The 19,046-nt window shown below is 62.2% G+C and carries 15 protein-coding genes; 7 read left to right on the top strand and 8 right to left on the bottom strand.

Annotation, left to right across the window (positions count from 1 at the left end):
- Positions 1-214 (top strand): IS3 family transposase (locus ABB26_RS02600; RefSeq protein WP_152982513.1); only part of this gene is annotated, 214 nt, incomplete at its 5' end.
- Between the two features lie 228 nt (positions 215-442).
- Positions 443-2,986 carry a methyl-accepting chemotaxis protein gene (locus ABB26_RS19515; RefSeq protein WP_057632002.1) on the top strand — a complete coding sequence of 848 codons (2,544 nt, stop codon included), beginning with the start codon at positions 443-445 and terminating at the stop codon, positions 2,984-2,986.
- 144 nt (positions 2,987-3,130) lie between these two features.
- On the opposite strand, the gene ABB26_RS02590 is transcribed toward ABB26_RS19515, so the two are convergent.
- Entirely contained in the window at positions 3,131-4,957 is a 1,827-nt protein-coding gene (locus tag ABB26_RS02590; RefSeq protein WP_057632001.1) for a glycoside hydrolase family 9 protein, read from the bottom strand.
- A 171-nt stretch (positions 4,958-5,128) separates the two neighbouring features.
- On the opposite strand from ABB26_RS02590, the gene ABB26_RS02585 reads away from it, so the two are divergent.
- The 4 genes from ABB26_RS02585 to ABB26_RS02570 all read left to right on the top strand — a co-directional run bounded on the left by ABB26_RS02585 (position 5,129) and on the right by ABB26_RS02570 (position 11,357).
- Positions 5,129-6,379, top strand: coding sequence for an ROK family transcriptional regulator (locus ABB26_RS02585; RefSeq protein ID WP_057632000.1), 1,251 nt, complete (start codon positions 5,129-5,131; stop codon positions 6,377-6,379).
- A 60-nt stretch (positions 6,380-6,439) separates the two neighbouring features.
- Positions 6,440-7,381 carry a carbohydrate kinase family protein gene (locus ABB26_RS02580; RefSeq protein WP_057631999.1) on the top strand — a complete coding sequence of 314 codons (942 nt, stop codon included), beginning with the start codon at positions 6,440-6,442 and terminating at the stop codon, positions 7,379-7,381.
- Between the two features lie 22 nt (positions 7,382-7,403).
- Positions 7,404-8,621, top strand: coding sequence for an MFS transporter (locus ABB26_RS02575; RefSeq protein ID WP_057631998.1), 1,218 nt, complete (start codon positions 7,404-7,406; stop codon positions 8,619-8,621).
- A gap of 66 nt (positions 8,622-8,687) precedes the next feature.
- Complete coding sequence (locus ABB26_RS02570; protein WP_083490653.1) at positions 8,688-11,357, top strand: TonB-dependent receptor; 2,670 nt, start codon at positions 8,688-8,690, stop codon at positions 11,355-11,357.
- A gap of 381 nt (positions 11,358-11,738) precedes the next feature.
- Here the strand turns inward: ABB26_RS02570 and ABB26_RS02565 are convergent, their stop codons facing one another.
- Together ABB26_RS02565 and ABB26_RS02560 are read right to left on the bottom strand one after the other, a co-directional pair.
- The gene (locus ABB26_RS02565) at positions 11,739-13,256 is read right to left on the bottom strand and encodes a beta-N-acetylhexosaminidase (RefSeq protein WP_057631997.1); all 1,518 of its coding nucleotides are present in this window, start codon (positions 13,254-13,256) and stop codon (positions 11,739-11,741) included.
- A gap of 344 nt (positions 13,257-13,600) precedes the next feature.
- Positions 13,601-14,119 (bottom strand): hypothetical protein, encoded by a 519-nt coding sequence (locus tag ABB26_RS02560; protein ID WP_057631996.1) that lies wholly within the window; start codon positions 14,117-14,119, stop codon positions 13,601-13,603.
- A gap of 440 nt (positions 14,120-14,559) precedes the next feature.
- On the opposite strand from ABB26_RS02560, the gene ABB26_RS18820 reads away from it, so the two are divergent.
- Complete coding sequence (locus ABB26_RS18820; RefSeq protein ID WP_152982512.1) at positions 14,560-14,802, top strand: hypothetical protein; 243 nt, start codon at positions 14,560-14,562, stop codon at positions 14,800-14,802.
- Between the two features lie 137 nt (positions 14,803-14,939).
- Here the strand turns inward: ABB26_RS18820 and ABB26_RS02555 are convergent, their stop codons facing one another.
- Genes ABB26_RS02555 through ABB26_RS02535 form a run of 5 tightly spaced genes read right to left on the bottom strand, consistent with a single transcriptional unit; the run spans position 14,940 to position 19,036 of the window.
- A complete protein-coding gene (locus ABB26_RS02555; protein ID WP_057632028.1) occupies positions 14,940-15,605 on the bottom strand; it encodes a sulfate/molybdate ABC transporter ATP-binding protein in 666 nt (221 codons plus the stop codon).
- Positions 15,595-16,278 carry a molybdate ABC transporter permease subunit gene (modB, locus tag ABB26_RS02550; RefSeq protein ID WP_057631995.1) on the bottom strand — a complete coding sequence of 228 codons (684 nt, stop codon included), beginning with the start codon at positions 16,276-16,278 and terminating at the stop codon, positions 15,595-15,597. The genes ABB26_RS02555 and modB overlap by 11 nt, the downstream gene beginning before the upstream one ends.
- A 3-nt stretch (positions 16,279-16,281) precedes the next feature.
- Positions 16,282-17,022: a molybdate ABC transporter substrate-binding protein gene (gene modA, locus ABB26_RS02545; protein WP_057631994.1), complete on the bottom strand. Its 741-nt coding sequence runs from the start codon at positions 17,020-17,022 to the stop codon at positions 16,282-16,284.
- 18 nt (positions 17,023-17,040) lie between these two features.
- On the bottom strand, positions 17,041-17,811 hold the full coding sequence (locus ABB26_RS02540; protein ID WP_057632027.1) for a helix-turn-helix domain-containing protein: 771 nt from the start codon (positions 17,809-17,811) through the stop codon (positions 17,041-17,043).
- A gap of 10 nt (positions 17,812-17,821) precedes the next feature.
- Complete coding sequence (locus tag ABB26_RS02535) at positions 17,822-19,036, bottom strand: oxygen-independent coproporphyrinogen III oxidase (RefSeq protein ID WP_057631993.1); 1,215 nt, start codon at positions 19,034-19,036, stop codon at positions 17,822-17,824.
- Positions 19,037-19,046: the final 10 nt, after the last annotated feature.

Genomic DNA, 19,046 nt, shown 5'->3' with positions numbered 1-19,046 from the left:
GCGAGGAAATTGCCACGACAACGCAGCAATGGAGAGCTTCTTCCAGCTGTTGAAACGCGAACGTATTAAGCGGCGGATCTACAGCAATCACGACGAGGCACGCGCCGATGTCTTCCAGTACATCGAGATGTTTTACAACCCGACACGGCGACACGGTTCCAATGGCGGCCTGTCCCCGATAGAGTTTGAACGGCAGTACGCACTAAACGGCTGAAGAGTGTCTACAAAAGCCTGGGCGATTCAAAGTGACAGACGCGGGGAGTCGTTTCTTCAGCGGTCCGGAGTAGCCTCTCTCTCCAGAGCAACGGACACCCCCGGCACCCTGAAAGCCTCCATACCATCCCCATAGGAGGTATCGCTGCGGCTTTCCGCTCAAGCCTCACCAGCTTCTGCCGATGTACTGATGGATCAACCCATTCCTCCATCCCAGCCGGTAGCAGCAATGTCTTCTCTTCGACGTTCCCTCACCCGCAGCATCGCTATGCGCCTCATGCTGGGGACTGCTTTGGTTGCAACATTCGCCTTCGGCCTGACCGCGCTATTCATCTACCTGCTCAGCAGCGATGCTCTGATGTCTTCTTCGCGTGCAACGCTGGAGAATATGGCTAACCTCGAGGCACAACGCATTTCGGCCGAACTCGGTCGCGGCTTCGAGTCAGATCAGATCCTGGCCGGCAACTTCCTGAGTCTGCGCCAGGACGGTGCACTTACCCGTCAAAGCGCTTCGCGCATGATCCAGCAGCAACTGCAGGCCAATTCGCAATGGATAGGCGTGGGAACTCTTTGGGAAGCGGACGCATTCGATGAGAAGGATGCAGAATTCACCAATGCTGAGGGTCATGATGAGACCGGCCGTTTCATGAGTTACTGGGCCTGGCAGGATGGCCAACCGGTACAGGAAGCCCTGCGCGATTACGAAGTCCCGGGCAACGGTGATTGGTATCTGCAGCCGCGTTCGACACTTAAACCTGCCGTATTGGAGCCTTATAGCTACGAGATCGGCGGTAAAAAGGTATTGATGACCACCTTGGCTATGCCGATCATCGAGAATGATCGATTCCTTGGGGTGACCACGGTAGATTTTGCTCTGCAGTCCCTGCAGGAGCGGCTCTCGCAAATGCATCCGATGCAGCAGGGTTACGTTCGCCTGCTTTCGCCGGCCGGCACCATTATCGCTGACCGAGATCCAGCCCGGGTTGGGAGCAAGGCCGACGATGCCGAAACCCGCGCCATTCTCGCGCAAATCAGTAAAGGCAACATCGCTTTCGAGCAGCGCCACGATGCAGCACTCGATCAGGAGGTGGTGGAGACCTATGTCCCTCTGAAGATCGGCGATACCGGCCCGACATTCGCTTTCGGCATTGTCGTCCCACGTGCACTATTGATGGAACAGGCGCGAGCACTGTTGTGGACCATCGCCGCAGTCGGCCTGATAGCTGCGTTACTGCTTTGCGGAGCCTTGTACATCCTGTTGCGCCGCTTTGTTTTCACCCCGCTTGGCGAGGCTGTACGTGTCTCGGACGATATCGCCGCCGGCAAGCTGGACAATAGGATCCGTATCCAGCGCGACGACGAAATGGGCGCGTTGTTGTCCTCAATGCAACGCATGCAAACGCAGCTACAGGCCGTGATCGCAGCGCAACGCGAGATGGCACAGCAGCATGAAGCCGGCACTATCAGCTATCGCATGGACGAAACCATCTTTCCTGGCGACTACGGCGTGATGGTTAAGGAAAACAACGCACTGGTGGCCTCGCACCTGCGTCTGATCGTCTCCGCTCTGGATGTTATCAAACGCTACTCGCTGGGCGACCTCAATGTCGATATTGAACGGTTGCCCGGCGAAAAAAAGGTGCTGACCGATGCAGTAGATGCGGTCAAAGTCAGTTTGTGTGCCATCAATGGTGAGATCAAGCGCCTTGCTACCGCTGCTGCGCAGGGGGACTTCACTCAGCGTGGCGAGGTAGATAGCTATCAACACGACTTCCGCGAGATGGTCGTGAGCCTGAATCACCTAATGGACACCACCGATGGCAATCTCTCGGAGGTCTCCAACCTGCTGCAAGCCATTGCACGCGGCGATCTCACCGTGCGCATGCACGGTGAATTCCACGGCGTGTTCGCACGCATGCAGGATGATGCCGACGCAACGGTGAGCCAGCTGACCAGCATCGTTGGACGCATCCAGCACTCCGCCTCAGCGATCAACCTTGCCGCCAACGAGATTGCTACCGGCAACAATGACTTGTCCCGCCGCACCGAACAACAGGCAGCGAATCTGGAAGAAACGGCAGCCTCGATGGAAGAGCTGACTTCCACTGTGCGTCAGAATGCGGAACACGCCCGTCGAGCGAACCAACTTGCCCAAGGCGCTGCCGGTGTTGCCTCCCAGGGTGGACAGGTCGTTGGGCAAGTCGTGATCACCATGGGTGACATCGAAACTTCTTCAAGAAAAATCGCAGACATCATTAGTGTCATCGACGGCATTGCCTTCCAGACCAACATCCTTGCACTCAATGCTGCAGTGGAAGCGGCGCGGGCTGGTGAACAAGGCCGCGGCTTTGCCGTGGTTGCTTCAGAAGTACGCACACTAGCTCAACGTTCGGCTGGCGCTGCAAAGGAGATCAAGGGCTTGATTGAAAACTCCGTTGAAAAGGTGTCAGAAGGTGCGGCTCTAGTGCAAAAGGCCGGCGCAACCATGGGGGAAATTGTCAGCTCAGTGCAGCAAGTTACCGACATCATGGCCGAGATCAGCTCCGCGTCCCAGGAACAGAGCTCTGGGATCGAACAAGTTAATCAGACGGTAATGCAGATGGACGAAACCACTCAGCAGAATGCCGCTCTCGTGGAAGAAGCTACCGCCGCTGCGCGTTCGATGGAGGATCAAGCGAACCATTTGGTCGAAACAGTCTCCGTGTTCCGCACTCACGCTACAGGACCGATGACGTCGGGAAACGATGCGCTTAGATTGGTAGTTAACACCTAAGCAGCCACCCTATGCGCGTAGGGCCCGGCCGGCGACTGAGAAAGCAAAGCAATTTGAAAAATTTTCAGCCGCGGTGCGGGCACTGCCCGCAGAGTTGCAAGGCCGAACCTCCAGTCGAGCGCCGTATGCCCGCCCAGTTTTGTCTCAATCCTCACTCATCGCCACGACCGCAAACAGCATCCAGGTGGTATGTGGAATCCACTGCTCCACCCAGCGCCATTGTTCTGAATCCGGGCCGGGCGCAAAGCTGATGCCGGCACCGGTATCGCTACCCGGAGCACCGGTGATGCCGTTGGAGATGCCGCCGTTGAACATCTCACCCGCACTTTCCAGCACGGTGGGCGGATTCTTCTGACCAAAGCCGTAAAGCATGGAGATACCGTAAGGGTTGCGGCCCAGGGTCCAGTCGATCTGGCTCTGCGCATAGCCGGCCTGGTCGGCAGTCAAGCCATATCCCGCCTTGCCGTTCGCGGCCAGCTTGCGCCCGCCGATGACCATGGCCGCACTGAGCGACGCCAGTCGCGCGCTTTCGCCCTGCCACCAGTAGCCGGTTTCATTGCGATGCGGAATGAAGAATCCTTCCAGCACCTCGCCTGCAGCCTTTCCATCCTGCGTCAGCTGGAAGCGCTGGCGCGCGTAGCCATAGGGATTGGCAACGGATTGGGTGATGGCCAGCTCGTGTTTGAGTGCCGACCCGATGGCACCCAGGGCGCGCTCGCGACGCGTCTGATCGGTTTCGATATCGACATAGGCCGACAGGCTGATGACCGGCAGGCCCGCTTCGGCTGCATGGTAGTAAGGGCGGCTACCGCCATCACTGATGAAACCGCCGTCCGCCTGCTGCCTCGCCATCAAGCTCGCAGCACGCGTGCGCGCATCGTCAAGATAGCGCTGTTCACCGGTGGCGTTGTGCAGCTCCACCAACGCCATCAGTGCGGTGTAGTCGTCAATGATGTTTTCCTTTCCGTCGGCACAGTACTGCGGGTTGAACTGGCGCAGGTGCTCATAGGCACGCTGCGCATCGGCAAGATAACTCGCCCCGTCGAACTCACCATGACGTCCGGTCTGCCTGGCCAGCATCGAGGCTCGCGCCAGCGCGGCAATCGCCATGCCGCCGCCCGCGCGGAATGCCGAGCGGTACAAGGTGGTGAAGGTTCCGGCCGCGCCTTCGTAACCGGTGACCATGCGCTCCACGCCCGGCGTGCCCCACTGGTCGAACACCGTGGTGTAGAAGTAGCCGTCCGCATCCAGGGTGCGATGCAGATAATCCGCGCCCCAGAACGCTTCATCCTCCACTTGCTTCTGCAGGCCCTGCGCGGCAAACAGCGGCTTGCGTGCATGCGCGCCGTACGCCAGCACCCAGGCCGCCATCGAGGCCTGCTGCGGATTGAAGTAATTCGCGTAGCCCAGGTGCGACAGATACTTGCCCTTGTCGCCGCCTGCATCCTGCCAACCACCCCAGACATTCACCTTGCGCGAGGCCTGGAAGATGCGCAGATCGCGGTCCGCGTCATCGGTGTGACGGCTGCGCTGGAAGTAACCCAGCAGTTGTGCGCCGGCCGTGGCGAAGACAGCGTTGTCGCGCACCGGCACAGGTGCCGACACCGCATGCTGCTTGCCGATGCGCACGTCTACCTGGTATTGCCCGCTTTGCTCGACATCCGAAAAATCCACGCTGAAATAGCGCTTGCCCGGACTCCACTCGGCGAACGGCTGCAGCGGTTGGAGATTACCGGTCTGCACCGGCTTGCCATCGCGCAGCACGGAGTAGCTGCCCTCTCCGGCCTCGCCCGCATATTCAACAATCGCCCGCTTGGGGCCTTGCCGTTCCAGCGCTACCTGGTTGATCTGCACCAGCAGTGGCTCGGCAGGAAGGCTCACCGACACGGTGGTCGTTGGCGTCGGGGACGCAGCCGAGATGGCGAGCGGTGCGTGCAGCAGACTCGACAACGCCAGCGTCAGCGCGGCCACTACTTGAACTCCGGTCCTGCGGGAGTGCGGCAAAGAGGTCATCGGCACGGTTCCAGATAGACTAGGGATCGAAACTTAGCCATACCGTCACGCGCCGTCAATAAATACTTCACGTGGATGTATGAATAATACAGATACCCCCTCCCCTACGCTCAATCGGTTTCAACGCCTATGAACATTGGCCGCGGCGCCACCCAGCAATCCAGCGCCCCCTACAACCGCCGTCTCGTGCTGGATTTCATCCGCCAGCACGGCGCGGCCTCGCGCAAGGACATCCAGGAAAAGGTTTCGCTCAGCCCGCAGACGGTGGCCAACATCACCAATGAGCTGGAGTCGATCGGCCTGATCGTCTCGCGCCGGCAGAAGGACCTCAAAACCCGCGGCCAGCCGCCGATTGCCTTCGAGATCAATCCCGACGCCGGCCAGTCCATCGGCATCAGCCTGGAACCAGGCCGCGCCACCGGCGCACTGGTGAACCTGCTGGGCCAGATCGAAGCGCGCTGCGAGGTGCAGCTGCAAGGCTGTGATCGCTCGCAGCTGTTGGCCGGCCTACTGGAACTGGTGGCCAAACTGCGCCGGCAAGCCAACGCGCGGCTGTGGGGCATCGGCGTGGCCCTGCCGGGCCCGCTGGGTGATACCGAGCTGAGCTTTGTCGGCCCCACTGCACTGGAAGGCTGGAAGGACCTGTCCATCCTCGACCAGTTGCAGGAAGCCGCCGGCCTTCCCTTGTTTCACAGTGTCGACAGCGTCGCTGGCGCGCTGGGCGAAACCCTTTACGGCGTGGCCAGGCACCTGGACAACTTCTTCTACCTGCACCTCAGCGTCGGCCTGGGCGGCTCGCTGATCGTGGGCCGCAATACCTACCGGGGTGCCGACGGCAACGCCACCGAAATCGGCCATGTGCCGGTCGTCCCTGGCGGCACGCCCTGCTATTGCGGCAACCAGGGCTGCCTGGAGCGCTATCTGTCGCTGCACTCACTGGCCGAAGCGCTGGGCCTCGACGACGGACAGATCCGCACGCCGGACCTGCTCGATCGCCTGGACGATGCGGACGACCAAGCCCTGCAGCAATGGTGCCAACAGGCCGCCCAGCGCCTGCGCGATGCCATCTGCATGATCGAGAACATGCTCGACCCGCAGACCATCGTCATCGGTGGCTCGGCGCCGCAGAAGCTGGTCCAGCGCCTGGTTGACCTGGCCCAGCCCCTGCACCGCTCGGTACGTGGCCGCCCTGACCCGGAGCTGCCACGCATCATGATTTCCCTGCGCGAGGAGGACTGCTCCCTGTTGGGTGCAGCAGTGCTGCCCATCCACGAGCTGCTGTCGCCGCGCCTGGAAGGCGTGCGCAGGGAGGACAACGATGAGGCGCTTGCCGCGGAACTGCTTGGCCATCGCACCTCCTTCGGGGGACGCCGTATTTAATTAAACTTCCATTGGATATTTTTATTGACAGTGCCGAATCGGGGTGACTATAGTCGCCCCATGAAGCACGATCAGCCCCAGTTCAGCATTATCGGCGACGTCAGCGTAGACCTGGTTCTGGGCACGCTGGACGGTTGGCCCAAGGTCGGCACCGAACAGTTGCTGCCGCGCAGCGAGCTGCGCGCCGGCGGTTCGGCGGCCAACTCCGCTCTTGCCGCCCGTCATCTCGGGCTGAGCCCGCGCCTGATCGGCGCCATTGGCGATGATGATCTGGCGCAATGGTTGCTGCTGCAGTTGGCCGGCATCCGCGTCGAGCTGCAGACCTGCAAAAGCGACACCACCATGTCAGTGGGCCTGATGCACGGCGATGGCGAGCGCACCTTCTTCACCACCTGCGGGCACCTGCAGCACCTGGCCCCGGCATTCGTGCTGGAACACCTGCCGCAAGCGGCGGCAGGAAGCATCGCGCTGTTCACTGCCCCATTCCTGTTGCCCGACCTGCGCATCCACTTCAGCCAACTGTTGGCAGAGGCTTCGGCCAGGGGCTACCAGGTGGCGCTGGATACCGGCTGGCCGCCGGAAGGTTGGACGCCTCAGGTGCATCAGGAAGTGGAGGACTGGCTGCGGCATTGCGACCACCTGCTGCTCAATGAGCTGGAGGCGATGAGCATCGCGGGCAATCAGGATCTGGAGCTTGCCGTGCAGCACGTCGCCAGCCTGCTCAAGCCCGGCGCGCACCTGATCGTCAAGCTGGGCGCTGCCGGCGCGCTGGGGCACGTCAATGGCCGTAGCACCCACCACACCACCGAAATGATCGCCGACATTTTCGACACCGTCGGCGCCGGCGACAGCTTCAACACCGGCTATCTGGCCGCACGCTTGAACCAGGCGAGCCTGCACGACGCACTCGCTGCCGGTTGCAGGACCGCCGCCGCAATCCTGCCCCGCTTCCCGCGCAAGAGCATCGCCGCAGGCGAACTCTCCCATTGTCTGCAGCCGTAACTCTGAGCCCGGAGAAGCGACCATGAAGCACCGCCCGCTGATCATCAGCTACATCCTCCTGATCTGGTTCGCGATCTCCTTCATCACCAATCTGATCGGGCCGCTGATGCCCATCGCCATCCAGGACTTCAAGCTGAGCCTGACCATGGCCGGCTTCATGCCGTTCTCCTTCTTCCTGGCCTACGGCTTGATCTCGATACCGGGCGGCTTGCTGATCGAAGTGCGTGGCACGCGCTTCACCCTGTTCACCGCCTTCGCCCTGAATTTCATCGGCGCTTTGGCCATCGCGCTGATACCTGGCTACTTCTCGGTGGTGGCGGGCCTGTTCGTCATTGGGCTGGGCATGGCCTTGCTGCAGGTGGTGATCAACCCGCTGATGCGCACGGCCGGCGGCGAGCAGCACTTCGCCTTCTTCTCGGTGATGGCACAGCTGGTGTTCGGCCTGGCCTCGTTCCTCAGCCCACTGGCCTTCCGGCTTTACATGCAGCGCCCTGGTGTGGAGGGCCAGCCGCTGACCTGGCTGACGTTCTACTGGTACTTCGCTGCTGCGTTCGTGTTGTTGGCGCTGCTCAACTACAAACTGCCGTTGCCGACGGTGGAACTGAAAGAGGATGAGCGCGCAGGCAACCGCGATGCCTATCGAAACCTGCTGAAGCGCCGCGATGTACGCCTGTTCTTCCTGGCCATCGTCGCCTACGTCGGCACCGAGCAATCCATCGCCAACTGGATGTCGCAGTTCCTGCACAGCTACCACGGCATGTCAGCCACCGAGCAAGGCGCCATCGCAGTCAGCCGTTTCTGGGGCCTGATGTCGCTGGGCTGTTTGACGGGCCTGGGCCTGCTGAAACTGCTGGATTCAAAGCTGGTGCTGGCGATCTTCTCCACGCTCGCCATCGCCAGCCTCGCCTTCGCTCTTTTTGGCCCTGCAGCCATCTCTCTTCTCGCCTTCCCCGCTGCAGGCTTTTTCTTGTCGGTGATGTTCTCGGTGATTTTTTCGCTGGGGCTGAATTCGGTCAGTCAGCACCACGGCGCATTCTCGGGAATCTTGTGCAGCGGCATCCTCGGCGGCGCCATCGTGCCGTTGTTGATTGGTTTCGTCGCCGACTACTGGGGCCTGCGTATTGGCCTGTCGCTGGTTTTCATCCCCCTGCTCTACATCCTCAGCGTCAGTGCCTGGGCCAGGCCGCTGGTGCGCAACCAGACCGTGTACTCCGGGAAGAACACCCCCGCCTCGCCCTGATCGGGCAACTGCACCAGCCACTGCACGGGCCATCGGCCCGAGTCGCCGTACAAACAGGAGCCAATGATGAAGAAGCATCCCAGCGCTGTTCGACCGACCGGCCTCGCCGCCGCGGTGGCAGCGGTACTGATCAGCTGTACCGCCGCGCCGGTGCTGGCGCAATCCAGCACGGCGGACGAAGCGAAAAAATCCAACACCGGCGAAGCCCAGACCACGCTGGAGACCGTGCGCGTTTCCGCCACGCGCGTTGAATCGGACCTGTTGAAAACGCCCGTGACAGTCACCGCCGTCACTCAGGAAGCGCTGACCCGCGAAGGCATCCGCGACGTGCGCGGCCTGTCCGGCAGCATGCCCAACCTGCAGATTGCTTCCGGCCCGGATTCGGGCGTGCAGGTCAGCATCCGCGGCATCGGTGCCAACAACTTCACCGAGATCGGCGATCCGGCCGTGGGCCTGCATGTGGCCGGCTTGTACTCGCCGCGTCCGCAAGGCGCGTTGGCACTTATGTTCGACGTGGACCAGGTCGAAGTGCTGCGCGGCCCGCAGGGCACGCTGTTCGGGCGCAACTCCACCGGCGGCAGCATCAACATCATCCCGGCCAAGCCGCGCTTCGATTCAACGTTTGGCAGCACCGAGGTCGAGCTGGGCAGCTACAACCTGCGCCAGCTCAACCTGATCCAGAACTTCGCGGTGAATGAACGCTTCGCCCTGCGCGTGTCCGCCACCAAGGTCGAGCGCGATGGCTGGATCGACCAGAAACAGGATTTCACCGACGTCGACATTCCCGAGCGCGGCTTCATCGCCGACGGCATTCCGGATGTGGATCAACGTCGCAACAGGAAAGTGTCACGCAGCGACTATTACTACAATCGCGACGAATGGGCGGCCCGCATCGCCGCACGCTTTGCCTTCACCGAAAACGTCGAGTGGTTGCTGGCCTATGAGAAGTTCCAGAACTCCGGCGCAGGCCAGGTCGGCATGAAGGACTGCGACCAGGCAGCCGGCACGCGCTTCGCCTGTGAAGGCGGAAAGTGGGACGTCAAGATCAACGTGCCCGGCAGGACCGACATGTCCATCGACACGTTGCGCTCCAACCTCAATTGGTTCCTCAGCGATACCAACAGCATCGAATACAGTGTCGCCTTCGCTACGCAGAAGCGGTTCCAGATTTCCGACGATGACGGCGGTTATCACGAGATTCCATCGCAGGTCACCGCCACCTTGCCGGTGACGGCAGACGGCGACTGGGGCGTCTGGCCGGTGCGCGACAACACCTCCATCACCCTGGATTCGAAGTACAAGTCGTTCGTGCACGAACTGCAGTTCAAGCATCAGGGCGAACGATTGAATCTGGTGTCCGGCCTGTTCTGGATGCGCGAAAAGAACGCGATCAACTACGCGCAGGAAATGCTGGTCAACGCGCCGTTCGGCTATCCGATCAGCCAGTTCTATCACCAGCCTGATCGCCAGATCGATGCCAAGGCGATCTTCTCGCAGGCCGACTGGCACTTTGCGCCGACCTGGACTGCAACGATCGGCGGACGCTACAGCCGCGATTCCAAGATCGACCATGGCGGCCAGGTCTATGGCGGCTGGGACAGCACATCCACGGCGTACTACAACGGCTTGTACAACCCGGGCACGCCGGGAGAGCCGGGCTTCCGCCCGCATAGCGGTCGTGACCTGACTGAGCAGATGGGACCGTTCGGTGGCATCGACGCCTACAAGCAGTGGGGTCCGCCGGCCGAAAACGCCAACTCCGCGTCCTGGCGCAAGTTCACCTATCGCCTGGGCCTGACCAAGGATCTGTCCGACGACGAAATCCTGTTCACCTCGCTGTCCAGTGGCTACAAGGCGGGCGGCTTCGGTGACAAGGACGATATCTGCGACGGCAAGGTCTGCGTGGACGGTCCCGCCGGCCCGCAGTACACCTTCTTCCCGTACCGGCCGGAAACCGTCACCAACCTGGAAATCGGCTACAAGGGGCTGCTGCTCGACAAGCGCCTGAGCCTGTCGGTCACCGCCTTCTACAGCCGCTACAAGGACATGCAGGTCACCGGCGATTTCTACGCCGCCAAGGTACACGTCAACGAGCCTTGCCCGGACTGGGACCCGACCTGCGACGTGGTCAAGAAGTGGCAGACCGTCAACGTGGGTGTCGTGAACATCCCGGGCCTGGAAGTGGAAGTGGATTACCTGCCCACGCCCAACACCCGCATCGGTGGCTTCTTCTCGTACATCAACAGCAAGATCAAGGACTACCCGACCTTCAGCGACGAGTGGAACTGCGGCGTGCGCGAAGAATTCGGCGCCGTGCCCTGCCCGGACCCGTATACCGGCCCGGCCCCGACGCTGGCCGGCCGCCAGATCTACGACATCACCGGCAACCATCTGCCGATGACGCCGAAGTTCACCGCCGGCGTCAACGTGTCGCACACGTTCAAGTTCGGCAATGGCTATGAGCTGGTGCCCTGGCTCAACGTGAAGTGGCAGGACAAGATGTACTTCACCCTGCGCAACCTGGACAACGCGCACGTCTCCGACGCGCAGGAGGCCTATGCCACGGTTGATGCGAGCCTGAGCCTGCAATCACCGTCATTCTGGCGCGCCGAGCTGTACGTGCTCAACGCCACCGACAAGATGACCAAGAACTGGGCCGACGACGCCGGCGGCTTCATCCGCGCCTACTGGAACGACCCGCGCACGGTCGGCCTGCGCGTCCGCTTCGACTATTGATGACGTTGTTGCCGATGGACTGACACCGCCATCGGTTGCTTTCGGAAACCGCCCGCAAGGGCGGTTTTTCCGTTTCCAAGGGCGATGGTGCGGCGGATCCATCGCTGGAAGATCATGCTCAGCCCCCCGCTTTCGATGCAAGCTGAGCGAGTTGAGCGATGTTGAAGAACGTAATGCGGCAGGGATCCCGAGGCAACGATCCACCTTTTCTGCAATCACGATGCTTCGCGCATTCGCTCCGTACCGCAGCGTGCGCTCCGCCGCGTAAAAGCCGGGCCTCGCGTGCGGTGCTGCTTCAACTGGAAACGGGTGCGCAGAGAAAACCTCTCATACATCCAGTCTGCAGACAGCCCCGCATTCGCGGGGCCTTCTGATCAATCCTCAGTGCGCCGGTTTCGCATCCGCCCATCCCAGATCGGGCTCGGCGTAATAGTGCACGCCCATTGCGTCCAGTTGCGGGCGCAACGCCCCCATACGCTGCACGAAGCCGTCATAGCTGCGCTGCCCAGCAGGGCTCCAGGCAATCTCGGCCACTGCCGCAAGGCGCGGCCACAGATGATCATCCGCCGACGCATCGGTATGCACGAACTCCGTCCACAATGCGGCTTCAATACCCACCGCACTCTTGAAGGGGGCCGGGTCAAAGCCGTAGAGCCTCTTCAACGGCACACCCTCTTTACGGCACCAGTCGGCACCAGGCTGACCCGCGTAGTTGCCGTGATCGATGTACAGATACGAGCAGGGCGACAGGATCAACGGATGTCCCTTCGCAACCGCCGCATCGATGGCGTAGTCGTCATTCCATAGCTGCAGCAACACGTTGGGTTTCATGTCGGCCACCGAGCCTTCTTCCCAGACGATGGCGGTACGTCCCATGTCATCCACCATCCTGGTGGTGCGTGCGACGAAATCGGCATACAGCGGATGCTTGATCTCATCACCGCCAACATGGATTTCGGTGGAGGGGAAAATCGCCACCACCTCCTCCAGCACGTTGCGCACGAAGGGATACACGATGTCGGGCTTCTCGAGGCAGAACACGCTGAAACCCACTTCCACGCCGGAATAGGTTGCCAGGTTGCTCACGTCGTCACAGGCCAACTCGTTGTACGAAGCCAGCGCTGCCTGCACGTGCCCAGGCATGTCGACTTCCGGCACGATAGTGATGCCACGCGCCTGCGCATAGGCGACCAGATGCTTCAGCTGTTCCTGCGTGTAATAGCCGGCACGCCCATCCTTCACGGCGCTGGCGCCACCGATCTCCACCAGCTTCGGATAGCGTTTGATCTCGATGCGCCAGCCCTGGTCGTCGGTCAGATGTAGGTGCAGCCGGTTCAACTTGAAAAGCGCCATGCGATCGATGTGCTTTTCCAGGTATTCGACCGGCAGGAAGCTTCTGGCTACGTCCAGCGAGATTCCACGCCAGCGGTACGCAGGCACATCGTTGATGACTATCTGGGGCAAGCGGTAGTCCGCCTGCGCCTGCGCCGGCAGCAATTGACGCAGGCTCTGCACCGCATGCAGCAAACCGACGTCGGTGCGCGCACTCAGATGGATGGCATCATCGATCACCAGTCGATAGCCCTCTTCGCCCAGCGCGGGATCATCGACCAGCTGCACCTGGATCGGCGTTGCCGCCGCATCCTTCGTGCTGATGTTCAAGCCTGCCAGCAGGGCTTCCAGTTCACGCACGGCATTGGGTGCCGCGGCTCCGCCCTGCACGATGACCGCGGAGAACCGCAGCTCTCCGTCAACGACATCCATCGACGCGGGCACGGGAACGATATGCGCCGACGGCGTTTTCGCTTCCGTCATATCAGCGGCGCGATGGTCACATCCGATACCAACAACAGCCGTCAGACACACCAGCAGGTAATCGAGCTTGAAGGGCAGTTTCATCTGGGCAGGCAATCCGCGTGGGAACCTCCGCATGATGCACAGTTCGGGTGGGCACTGTCATCCTGACAATCGGTTGCCCACTGCGCACTCGTGCCACCGCAAATCGCGACACTGCAGCTTCCAACGTTCAATCGCGGCGCCGGCGCTATTGGAGTGTCGCTGCGATGGCGGATTGCCACGGCCTGGACCACTGGTCATGCGACGGCACTCCATCTGCCACCGGTGCCGTCAACGACATGGATGGATTCAACGGCAGTTGGATGCTTCAACTGCACGGATTGATTCGATGCGTCCCTCTTCGGTGGCAACGCGCACGCAGTCGCGTGTCCGCGCGTTCCACCAGGTTACGACCGAGCGTCCATCACGTTGTTGCGCGTCGCGATCGGTGAAGCCGCGCGCACGCAACTCGGTGTCCGCACCTGCTGCGCGCGCACCCACCAGATCGTCCAGCCGGACCGGGGAGCCACCACTGCCTTCAGACCGCCATGGCACCTGCGTTGAGCGCTCGCGCAGACCGGCGCCGTAACCGCCACCTTGGCACCGTCACTCATGCCGTCCTTCCGGCCACTCTCCTGCTGTCCACAGTCGAGCGGGGAAGTGCTCACCGCAGAGACCACGCGGCCACGGTCACTTCGCACCATCACACAGCGTCGGTCCCGCGCATTCCACCAGCTGCCGTAGTCGCCCGAACCCGATTGCCGTACGTAACCACGCGAATCCAGCGTGCGCGCAGCAGCCCGGTCAGCAGCGCCCTGAAGATCGCCGAGGTCCGGTGCCGGATCCTGCGCAGCGACCGGCGGTGACACGAACAGGGCCGACAACAGAAGCGCAGCAGTCAGTGCGCCAGGATGGGGAAGCGACATGGCGGATCTCCGATGTGGACGGCCGGAATGGCCGGCTCGACACAGATTCTCATGGACGCTGTTCGTGTCGTGTCGTGTCGTGTCGTGTCGTGGCTGGCGTGCTTTTCCACGCGTGGAAGCCCGCTTCGGAACCCGGCTACGGTGTGGGGTACCTGGATGCGTTGACCGGGACATACCAGGCGAGCCCGACCTCGACCGCACATGCTTCAAGGTGATGTAAATCGGATGCTTCAAGCAACCTTCTTGAAAGGGTGCAGCCTGTTTTCCCCTCGCGCTTCCCGATTCCCAGATGCATCCAGACCTGAATGAAACCAGTCCCTGCCCTGTGGAGCCCGTCCCGCTTTACGAAGCGCGACGGATTTCTTATGAAATTTTTAACTGGAGGTTGCCTACAACTTCACCTGCCGAAACGGGGGGAACGGCATGAGGAGGGAATATCCGTGAACGACATGAAAATGTATCTGGAAGGTCCTGGTCGCGAGAGGCGTCCGGTGAAACTCGTCTCCACTGAAGAATCCAGTCCCGGCGCATTGGGCGTTGCGGATCACGGCGCCTTCAGAGGCCAGATCGACATCAATGTGCTCGCCGATCCCGCAGGCAATCTGGCCAGGCAGGTTGATCGCGAAGGGTACCGCTACAAATTCGCCGGCTCGGAAGTGCCCTGGGCACTCATCATCGGCTGAAGTGCAAGCCCCTCCTCTGCGAGGGGCTTCTTCAATCTGCAATGACGCTGCCCAGGCTTCGACGCAAGGCATCGCACCGACTCCACCCCGCGGGCCACGCATCGGCCATCGCAAGCCGGACCGGCCCCTCGTGCGGCTCAGCAACTCACCTTGCCTTCTGCCAGGTGCACCACCTGCTGGCCGAAGACATCCACATCCTGCGGGTCGTGCGTGATCAGCAACAGCGGAATGCCCGAAGCATCAAGCACTGCTTCCAGCTCTTGCCGCAGGTGCCTGCGTAGATCGTGATCCAGCGCGGCAAACGGCTCATCCAGCAGCAATACCTGCGGGCCAGGTGCCAGTGCACGCGCCAGTGCAGTGCGTTGGCGTTGGCCACCGGAGATCTGGTGCGGGTACAGCTGCGCGAGATGATCGATGCGAAGGGCGTGCAACCAGTGTTCCACCGATTCGTGGCGGGCACTGCGACGCGGGTTGAGCCAGCCCTTGCTCAGACCGAATGCAATGTTCTGCTGCACGGTGAGATGCGGGAACAACGCGTAATCCTGGAAGACGTAGCCAACCTTGCGCTGTTGCGGCGGAAGGTTCATGCCGCTGACCGCATCAAACAGCAGTCGGTCATGCAGGCGAATGTGCCCTTCATCGGGTCTCAACAGACCAGCGATGGCACGCAGGGTGAGGCTCTTGCCGGCACCGGACGGGCCGAACAACACCACATTGCGTTGCGAGCAACGCAAGGCGACCTGTAGCTGGAAATGCTGGCCGGCCGCCTGCAGATGACGCGAGACGTCAATCTCAAGCCACATCGCGCTGCCCTCCCCGCCTGCGCCCAACCAACCGCGCGGCAATCAGCAGCACGCTGATGCAGACCACCGAGGACAGCACCACGAGCGCGTTTGCACGGCCATCGTTGCCGGCCTGCACGGCTTCATAGATGGCGATGGAAAGCGTCTGCGTTCGTCCGGGAATACTGCCGGCCACCATGATGGTGGCGCCGAACTCACCCATCGCACGGGCGAAAGCCAGCAACAGGCCGGCCAGAATGCCGCGCCATGCCAATGGCAGGGTCACACGGAAGAACAGCGCCATCTCCGACACCCCAAGGGTCCGTGCGGCCTGCTCCAGTTGTGCATCCACGTCTTCAAACGCGGCGCGTGCCGGCTTGAACACCAATGGCAGCGAGGCGATGGCGGCAGCAATGACCGCCGCCTGCCAGGTGAACACCAGGTTGATCCCGAACGCGCTTTGCAACCACGCGCCCAGCGGGCCATTGCGGCCGATCACCACCAGCAGGTAGTAGCCGAGCACGGTCGGCGGCAACACCATTGGCAGCGTGAGCAGCGTGTCGAGCAGTTCACGCCCGGGGAATCGCTTACGCGCCAGCAGCGCGCCCAGCCCCACGCCCACGACCAGATTGATCGCGGTGGCCCAGCCGGCCACCTTCAGTGACAACCACAGGGCACTCCAGTCCAGATCCATCTATCAGGGGCTGCCGAAGCCATGGCGCTGCAGGATGGCCTGCCCCTGCGGGGAGCGCACAAAGGCGATGAAGCGCCCTGCCTGTGCGGCATTGGCGCTGCCCTTGATCTGTGCCAATGGATAGGTGATGCCACCGGCAACGGGGACCTGGAACGCACGCTGCACGCGGTCAGGCATGGCTTGGGCGTCGGTGGCGTAGACGAAGCCGGCATCCACTTCACCGCGCGCGACATAGTCCAGCGACTGGCGCACGTTCTGGGTGCTGATGGTCTTGGCCTGCACGGCGGACCAGACGCCTGCCTGCTGCAACGCACTGCGGGCGTAACGACCGACCGGCACGCTGTCCGGGTTGCCGATGGCGACACGTTCGATACCTGGTGCCGCCAACCCGGCCAGCGACGTGGGCCGCTGCCCGGCCTGCGGTGGCACCACCACCCATAGCGTGTTCTCGGCGAATATCTGGCGGCTGCCGGCTTCCAGCAGACCCTGCCCTGCGGCCTGATCCATCGTGGTCTGGTCTGCCGATGCGAACACATCCACCGGTGCACCGCGCGCAATCTGCTGCAGCAGCACGCCGGAAGCGGCGAAGTTCAAATCAACCTTGGTCCCCGGGTTGGCTTTCTCGTACGCGCCGGCGATGTCGCGGAAACTCTCGGTCAGGCTGGAGGCGGCGGAAACAGTGAGGTCAGCCGCCTGGGATGCGCTGGCGACAAATACCAACAGCAGTGCGTAGAACGTTTTCATCGGGGAGATCCACGTCGGTCAGGAGGAAGCGTCATCGCTGGCTGCCATTTGTGCCAGACGTTCAGGCTGCAGCAAAATGATTTCCCGTTGTTTGACCGCTATGACGCCGTCATCACTGAGCCGGCGCAGGACCCGACTGGCTGTCTCAGGGGCCATGCGAAGGTAGTTGGCGATCTCGGTACGGCTCATGGTCAGGCTGAAACGCGTGGCCGAAAAGCCCCGCCGCGCATAGCGCGCCGAGGTATCGAGCAGGAACGCGGCCATGCGTTCCTCGGTGCGGTAGTTAGCCGCCAGCAAGGCTGCCTTGCCGATCTCGGCACTGAGCAGACTGAACAGCTTTGTCTGCAGGCCTGGCATGCGCGCCGCCAGGGTGCTGATCTTGGGGAATGAAATACGGCACAGGTGCACCGTATCCAGCGCCACGGCATTGCAGGGATAGCGCGAGCCGTGGATCGCGTTCAGGCCAATCACTTCCCCCGGCAGGGCGAAACCGAGGATCTGCTCGTTGCCCAGGCTGTCGTCGATGAAGGTCTTGACCATGCCTGCACGCACGGCGGCGATGGCATCGAACGGCTCGCCTGCCCGGAAGATGTAGTCACCGGCGTGATACGGGCCAACATGGTCCACCAGCACGTGCAGCTCGCTCAACGCGGTCTTGTCGTAGCCCTGCGAGATGCAGGCGTCGGAGAACGCACAGGTGCTGCAGAAACGCAGCTCGTCACCGTCGTTGGCTGCTGCCGGATTCGGGGTGGTGGCGTACGCGCCACGCGGAGGATGGGAAGCGGACATCATTCAAGGATCATGCATCGGCGGTGGTGGTTCGGAAGCACGCAGCGATCATACGCCACAACAACTGGCCCTCAGGTTGCAGCTGCAGCTGCTGCCCGTCCCAGTTGACCAAGCCCTGATCGATCAATGCAGGCAATCCGGTCAGTGCCTCCGCGAAGCATTCCGCGAACGGCAGGCCATTGCGCCACTCGAAGGCCGCCACATCCAATGCATGGTCGCAGGCGATGCTTTGCACGACCTCGTCGGTCAAGCGTTCCTGCTCGGAGAAGATGAGCCCGGCGACCACACCGCTGTGGCCGGCCTGCAGACGTGATTGCCAGCGCGCCATGTCGCTTTCCTGGCGGCTGATGACATCACCAATCTGGCTGCAGGCGCCCAGGCCAATCCCAATGAAATCGCTGCGATCACGGCGCGGGACGCCTGCCAGGTCACAATGCCGCGCGCCATCACCGCGCCGCGCAGGCAGGGTGCCGTCGGCACGTTGGTAGTGGTCTCCCCCCAATGGCAGATAGCCGGCGGCACGTACATCGGCCCAGGCCTGCCACCAGTAATCGGCCGAAGGCGAATCCGCCGAGACGCAGGGCGACGGCAGTAGGATGCGCTCCGGTGCCGATGCCAGCACGGCGTGCAGGCGTGGCAGGAAGCCGATGTCGTCGCTGGCCGGCACCCGAAGCTGGTAGTAGCAGGCGGTAAAGCCGGCCCGCTGCCCCTGGGCCAGCAGTTCAGGCCCCTGCGCGCCGGCCCGGTCGATCACGTTCAGGCGGGTGCAACCAATCTCGCGCAGTTTTGCAGGTGCGATGCCGCTGCCGGCATCCAGCCGCACCTCCACCTGGGGGCGTGCGACGGTGCGCAGGTGCTGCGGCACCGCATCAAGCAGTTGCGCCAGCAGCGCCGCAGGCAGCGCTTCAGCCAGCCCCAGTTGAAGTACCACCGCCGCGACTTCCCGGTCCTCGGCCAACTCGGTTGCCTGCAACTGCAGGCTGGACAGCACCGCCTGCAGATACATGGCCGGGTCACCCAGCTGCCCGGCACGGAATGCCTGGAAGCCGAGCGTGAGCACCCGGGGAATCAGGTGCTCGTTACTGGCGCGTATCGCGGCGCGCCAGTTGGCCTCGCCGAACCCGGGACTGAACTGGCTGGCGGCAGGGAACAGCACATGGCGGGGCTGGTGCAACACGCAGTTGCGCAACAAGGTGCCTTCCAACGGGAGAGCCTCGACTGACATGTCGCTATCC

Origin of the sequence: Stenotrophomonas humi (assembly GCF_001431415.1) — a bacterium.
Taxonomy (GTDB): Bacteria; Pseudomonadota; Gammaproteobacteria; order Xanthomonadales; family Xanthomonadaceae; genus Stenotrophomonas; species Stenotrophomonas humi.
This window is presented reverse-complemented; position numbering and strand designations above follow the sequence as displayed.

Bases quoted from the DNA above. Each gene is read 5' to 3' on its own strand.
- ABB26_RS02555 (WP_057632028.1), bottom strand. From the start codon at position 15,605: ATGTGGCTTGAGATTGACGTCTCGCGTCATCTGCAGGCGGCCGGCCAG.
- ABB26_RS02575 (WP_057631998.1), top strand. From the start codon at position 7,404: ATGAAGCACCGCCCGCTGATCATCAGCTACATCCTCCTGATCTGGTTC.
- ABB26_RS02570 (WP_083490653.1), top strand. From the start codon at position 8,688: ATGAAGAAGCATCCCAGCGCTGTTCGACCGACCGGCCTCGCCGCCGCG.
- ABB26_RS02585 (WP_057632000.1), top strand. From the start codon at position 5,129: ATGAACATTGGCCGCGGCGCCACCCAGCAATCCAGCGCCCCCTACAAC.
- ABB26_RS02580 (WP_057631999.1), top strand. From the start codon at position 6,440: ATGAAGCACGATCAGCCCCAGTTCAGCATTATCGGCGACGTCAGCGTA.
- modA (WP_057631994.1), bottom strand. From the start codon at position 17,022: ATGAAAACGTTCTACGCACTGCTGTTGGTATTTGTCGCCAGCGCATCC.
- ABB26_RS02535 (WP_057631993.1), bottom strand. From the start codon at position 19,036: ATGTCAGTCGAGGCTCTCCCGTTGGAAGGCACCTTGTTGCGCAACTGC.
- ABB26_RS19515 (WP_057632002.1), top strand. From the start codon at position 443: ATGTCTTCTCTTCGACGTTCCCTCACCCGCAGCATCGCTATGCGCCTC.
- modB (WP_057631995.1), bottom strand. From the start codon at position 16,278: ATGGATCTGGACTGGAGTGCCCTGTGGTTGTCACTGAAGGTGGCCGGC.
- ABB26_RS02560 (WP_057631996.1), bottom strand. From the start codon at position 14,119: ATGTCGCTTCCCCATCCTGGCGCACTGACTGCTGCGCTTCTGTTGTCG.
- ABB26_RS02540 (WP_057632027.1), bottom strand. From the start codon at position 17,811: ATGTCCGCTTCCCATCCTCCGCGTGGCGCGTACGCCACCACCCCGAAT.
- ABB26_RS02565 (WP_057631997.1), bottom strand. From the start codon at position 13,256: ATGAAACTGCCCTTCAAGCTCGATTACCTGCTGGTGTGTCTGACGGCT.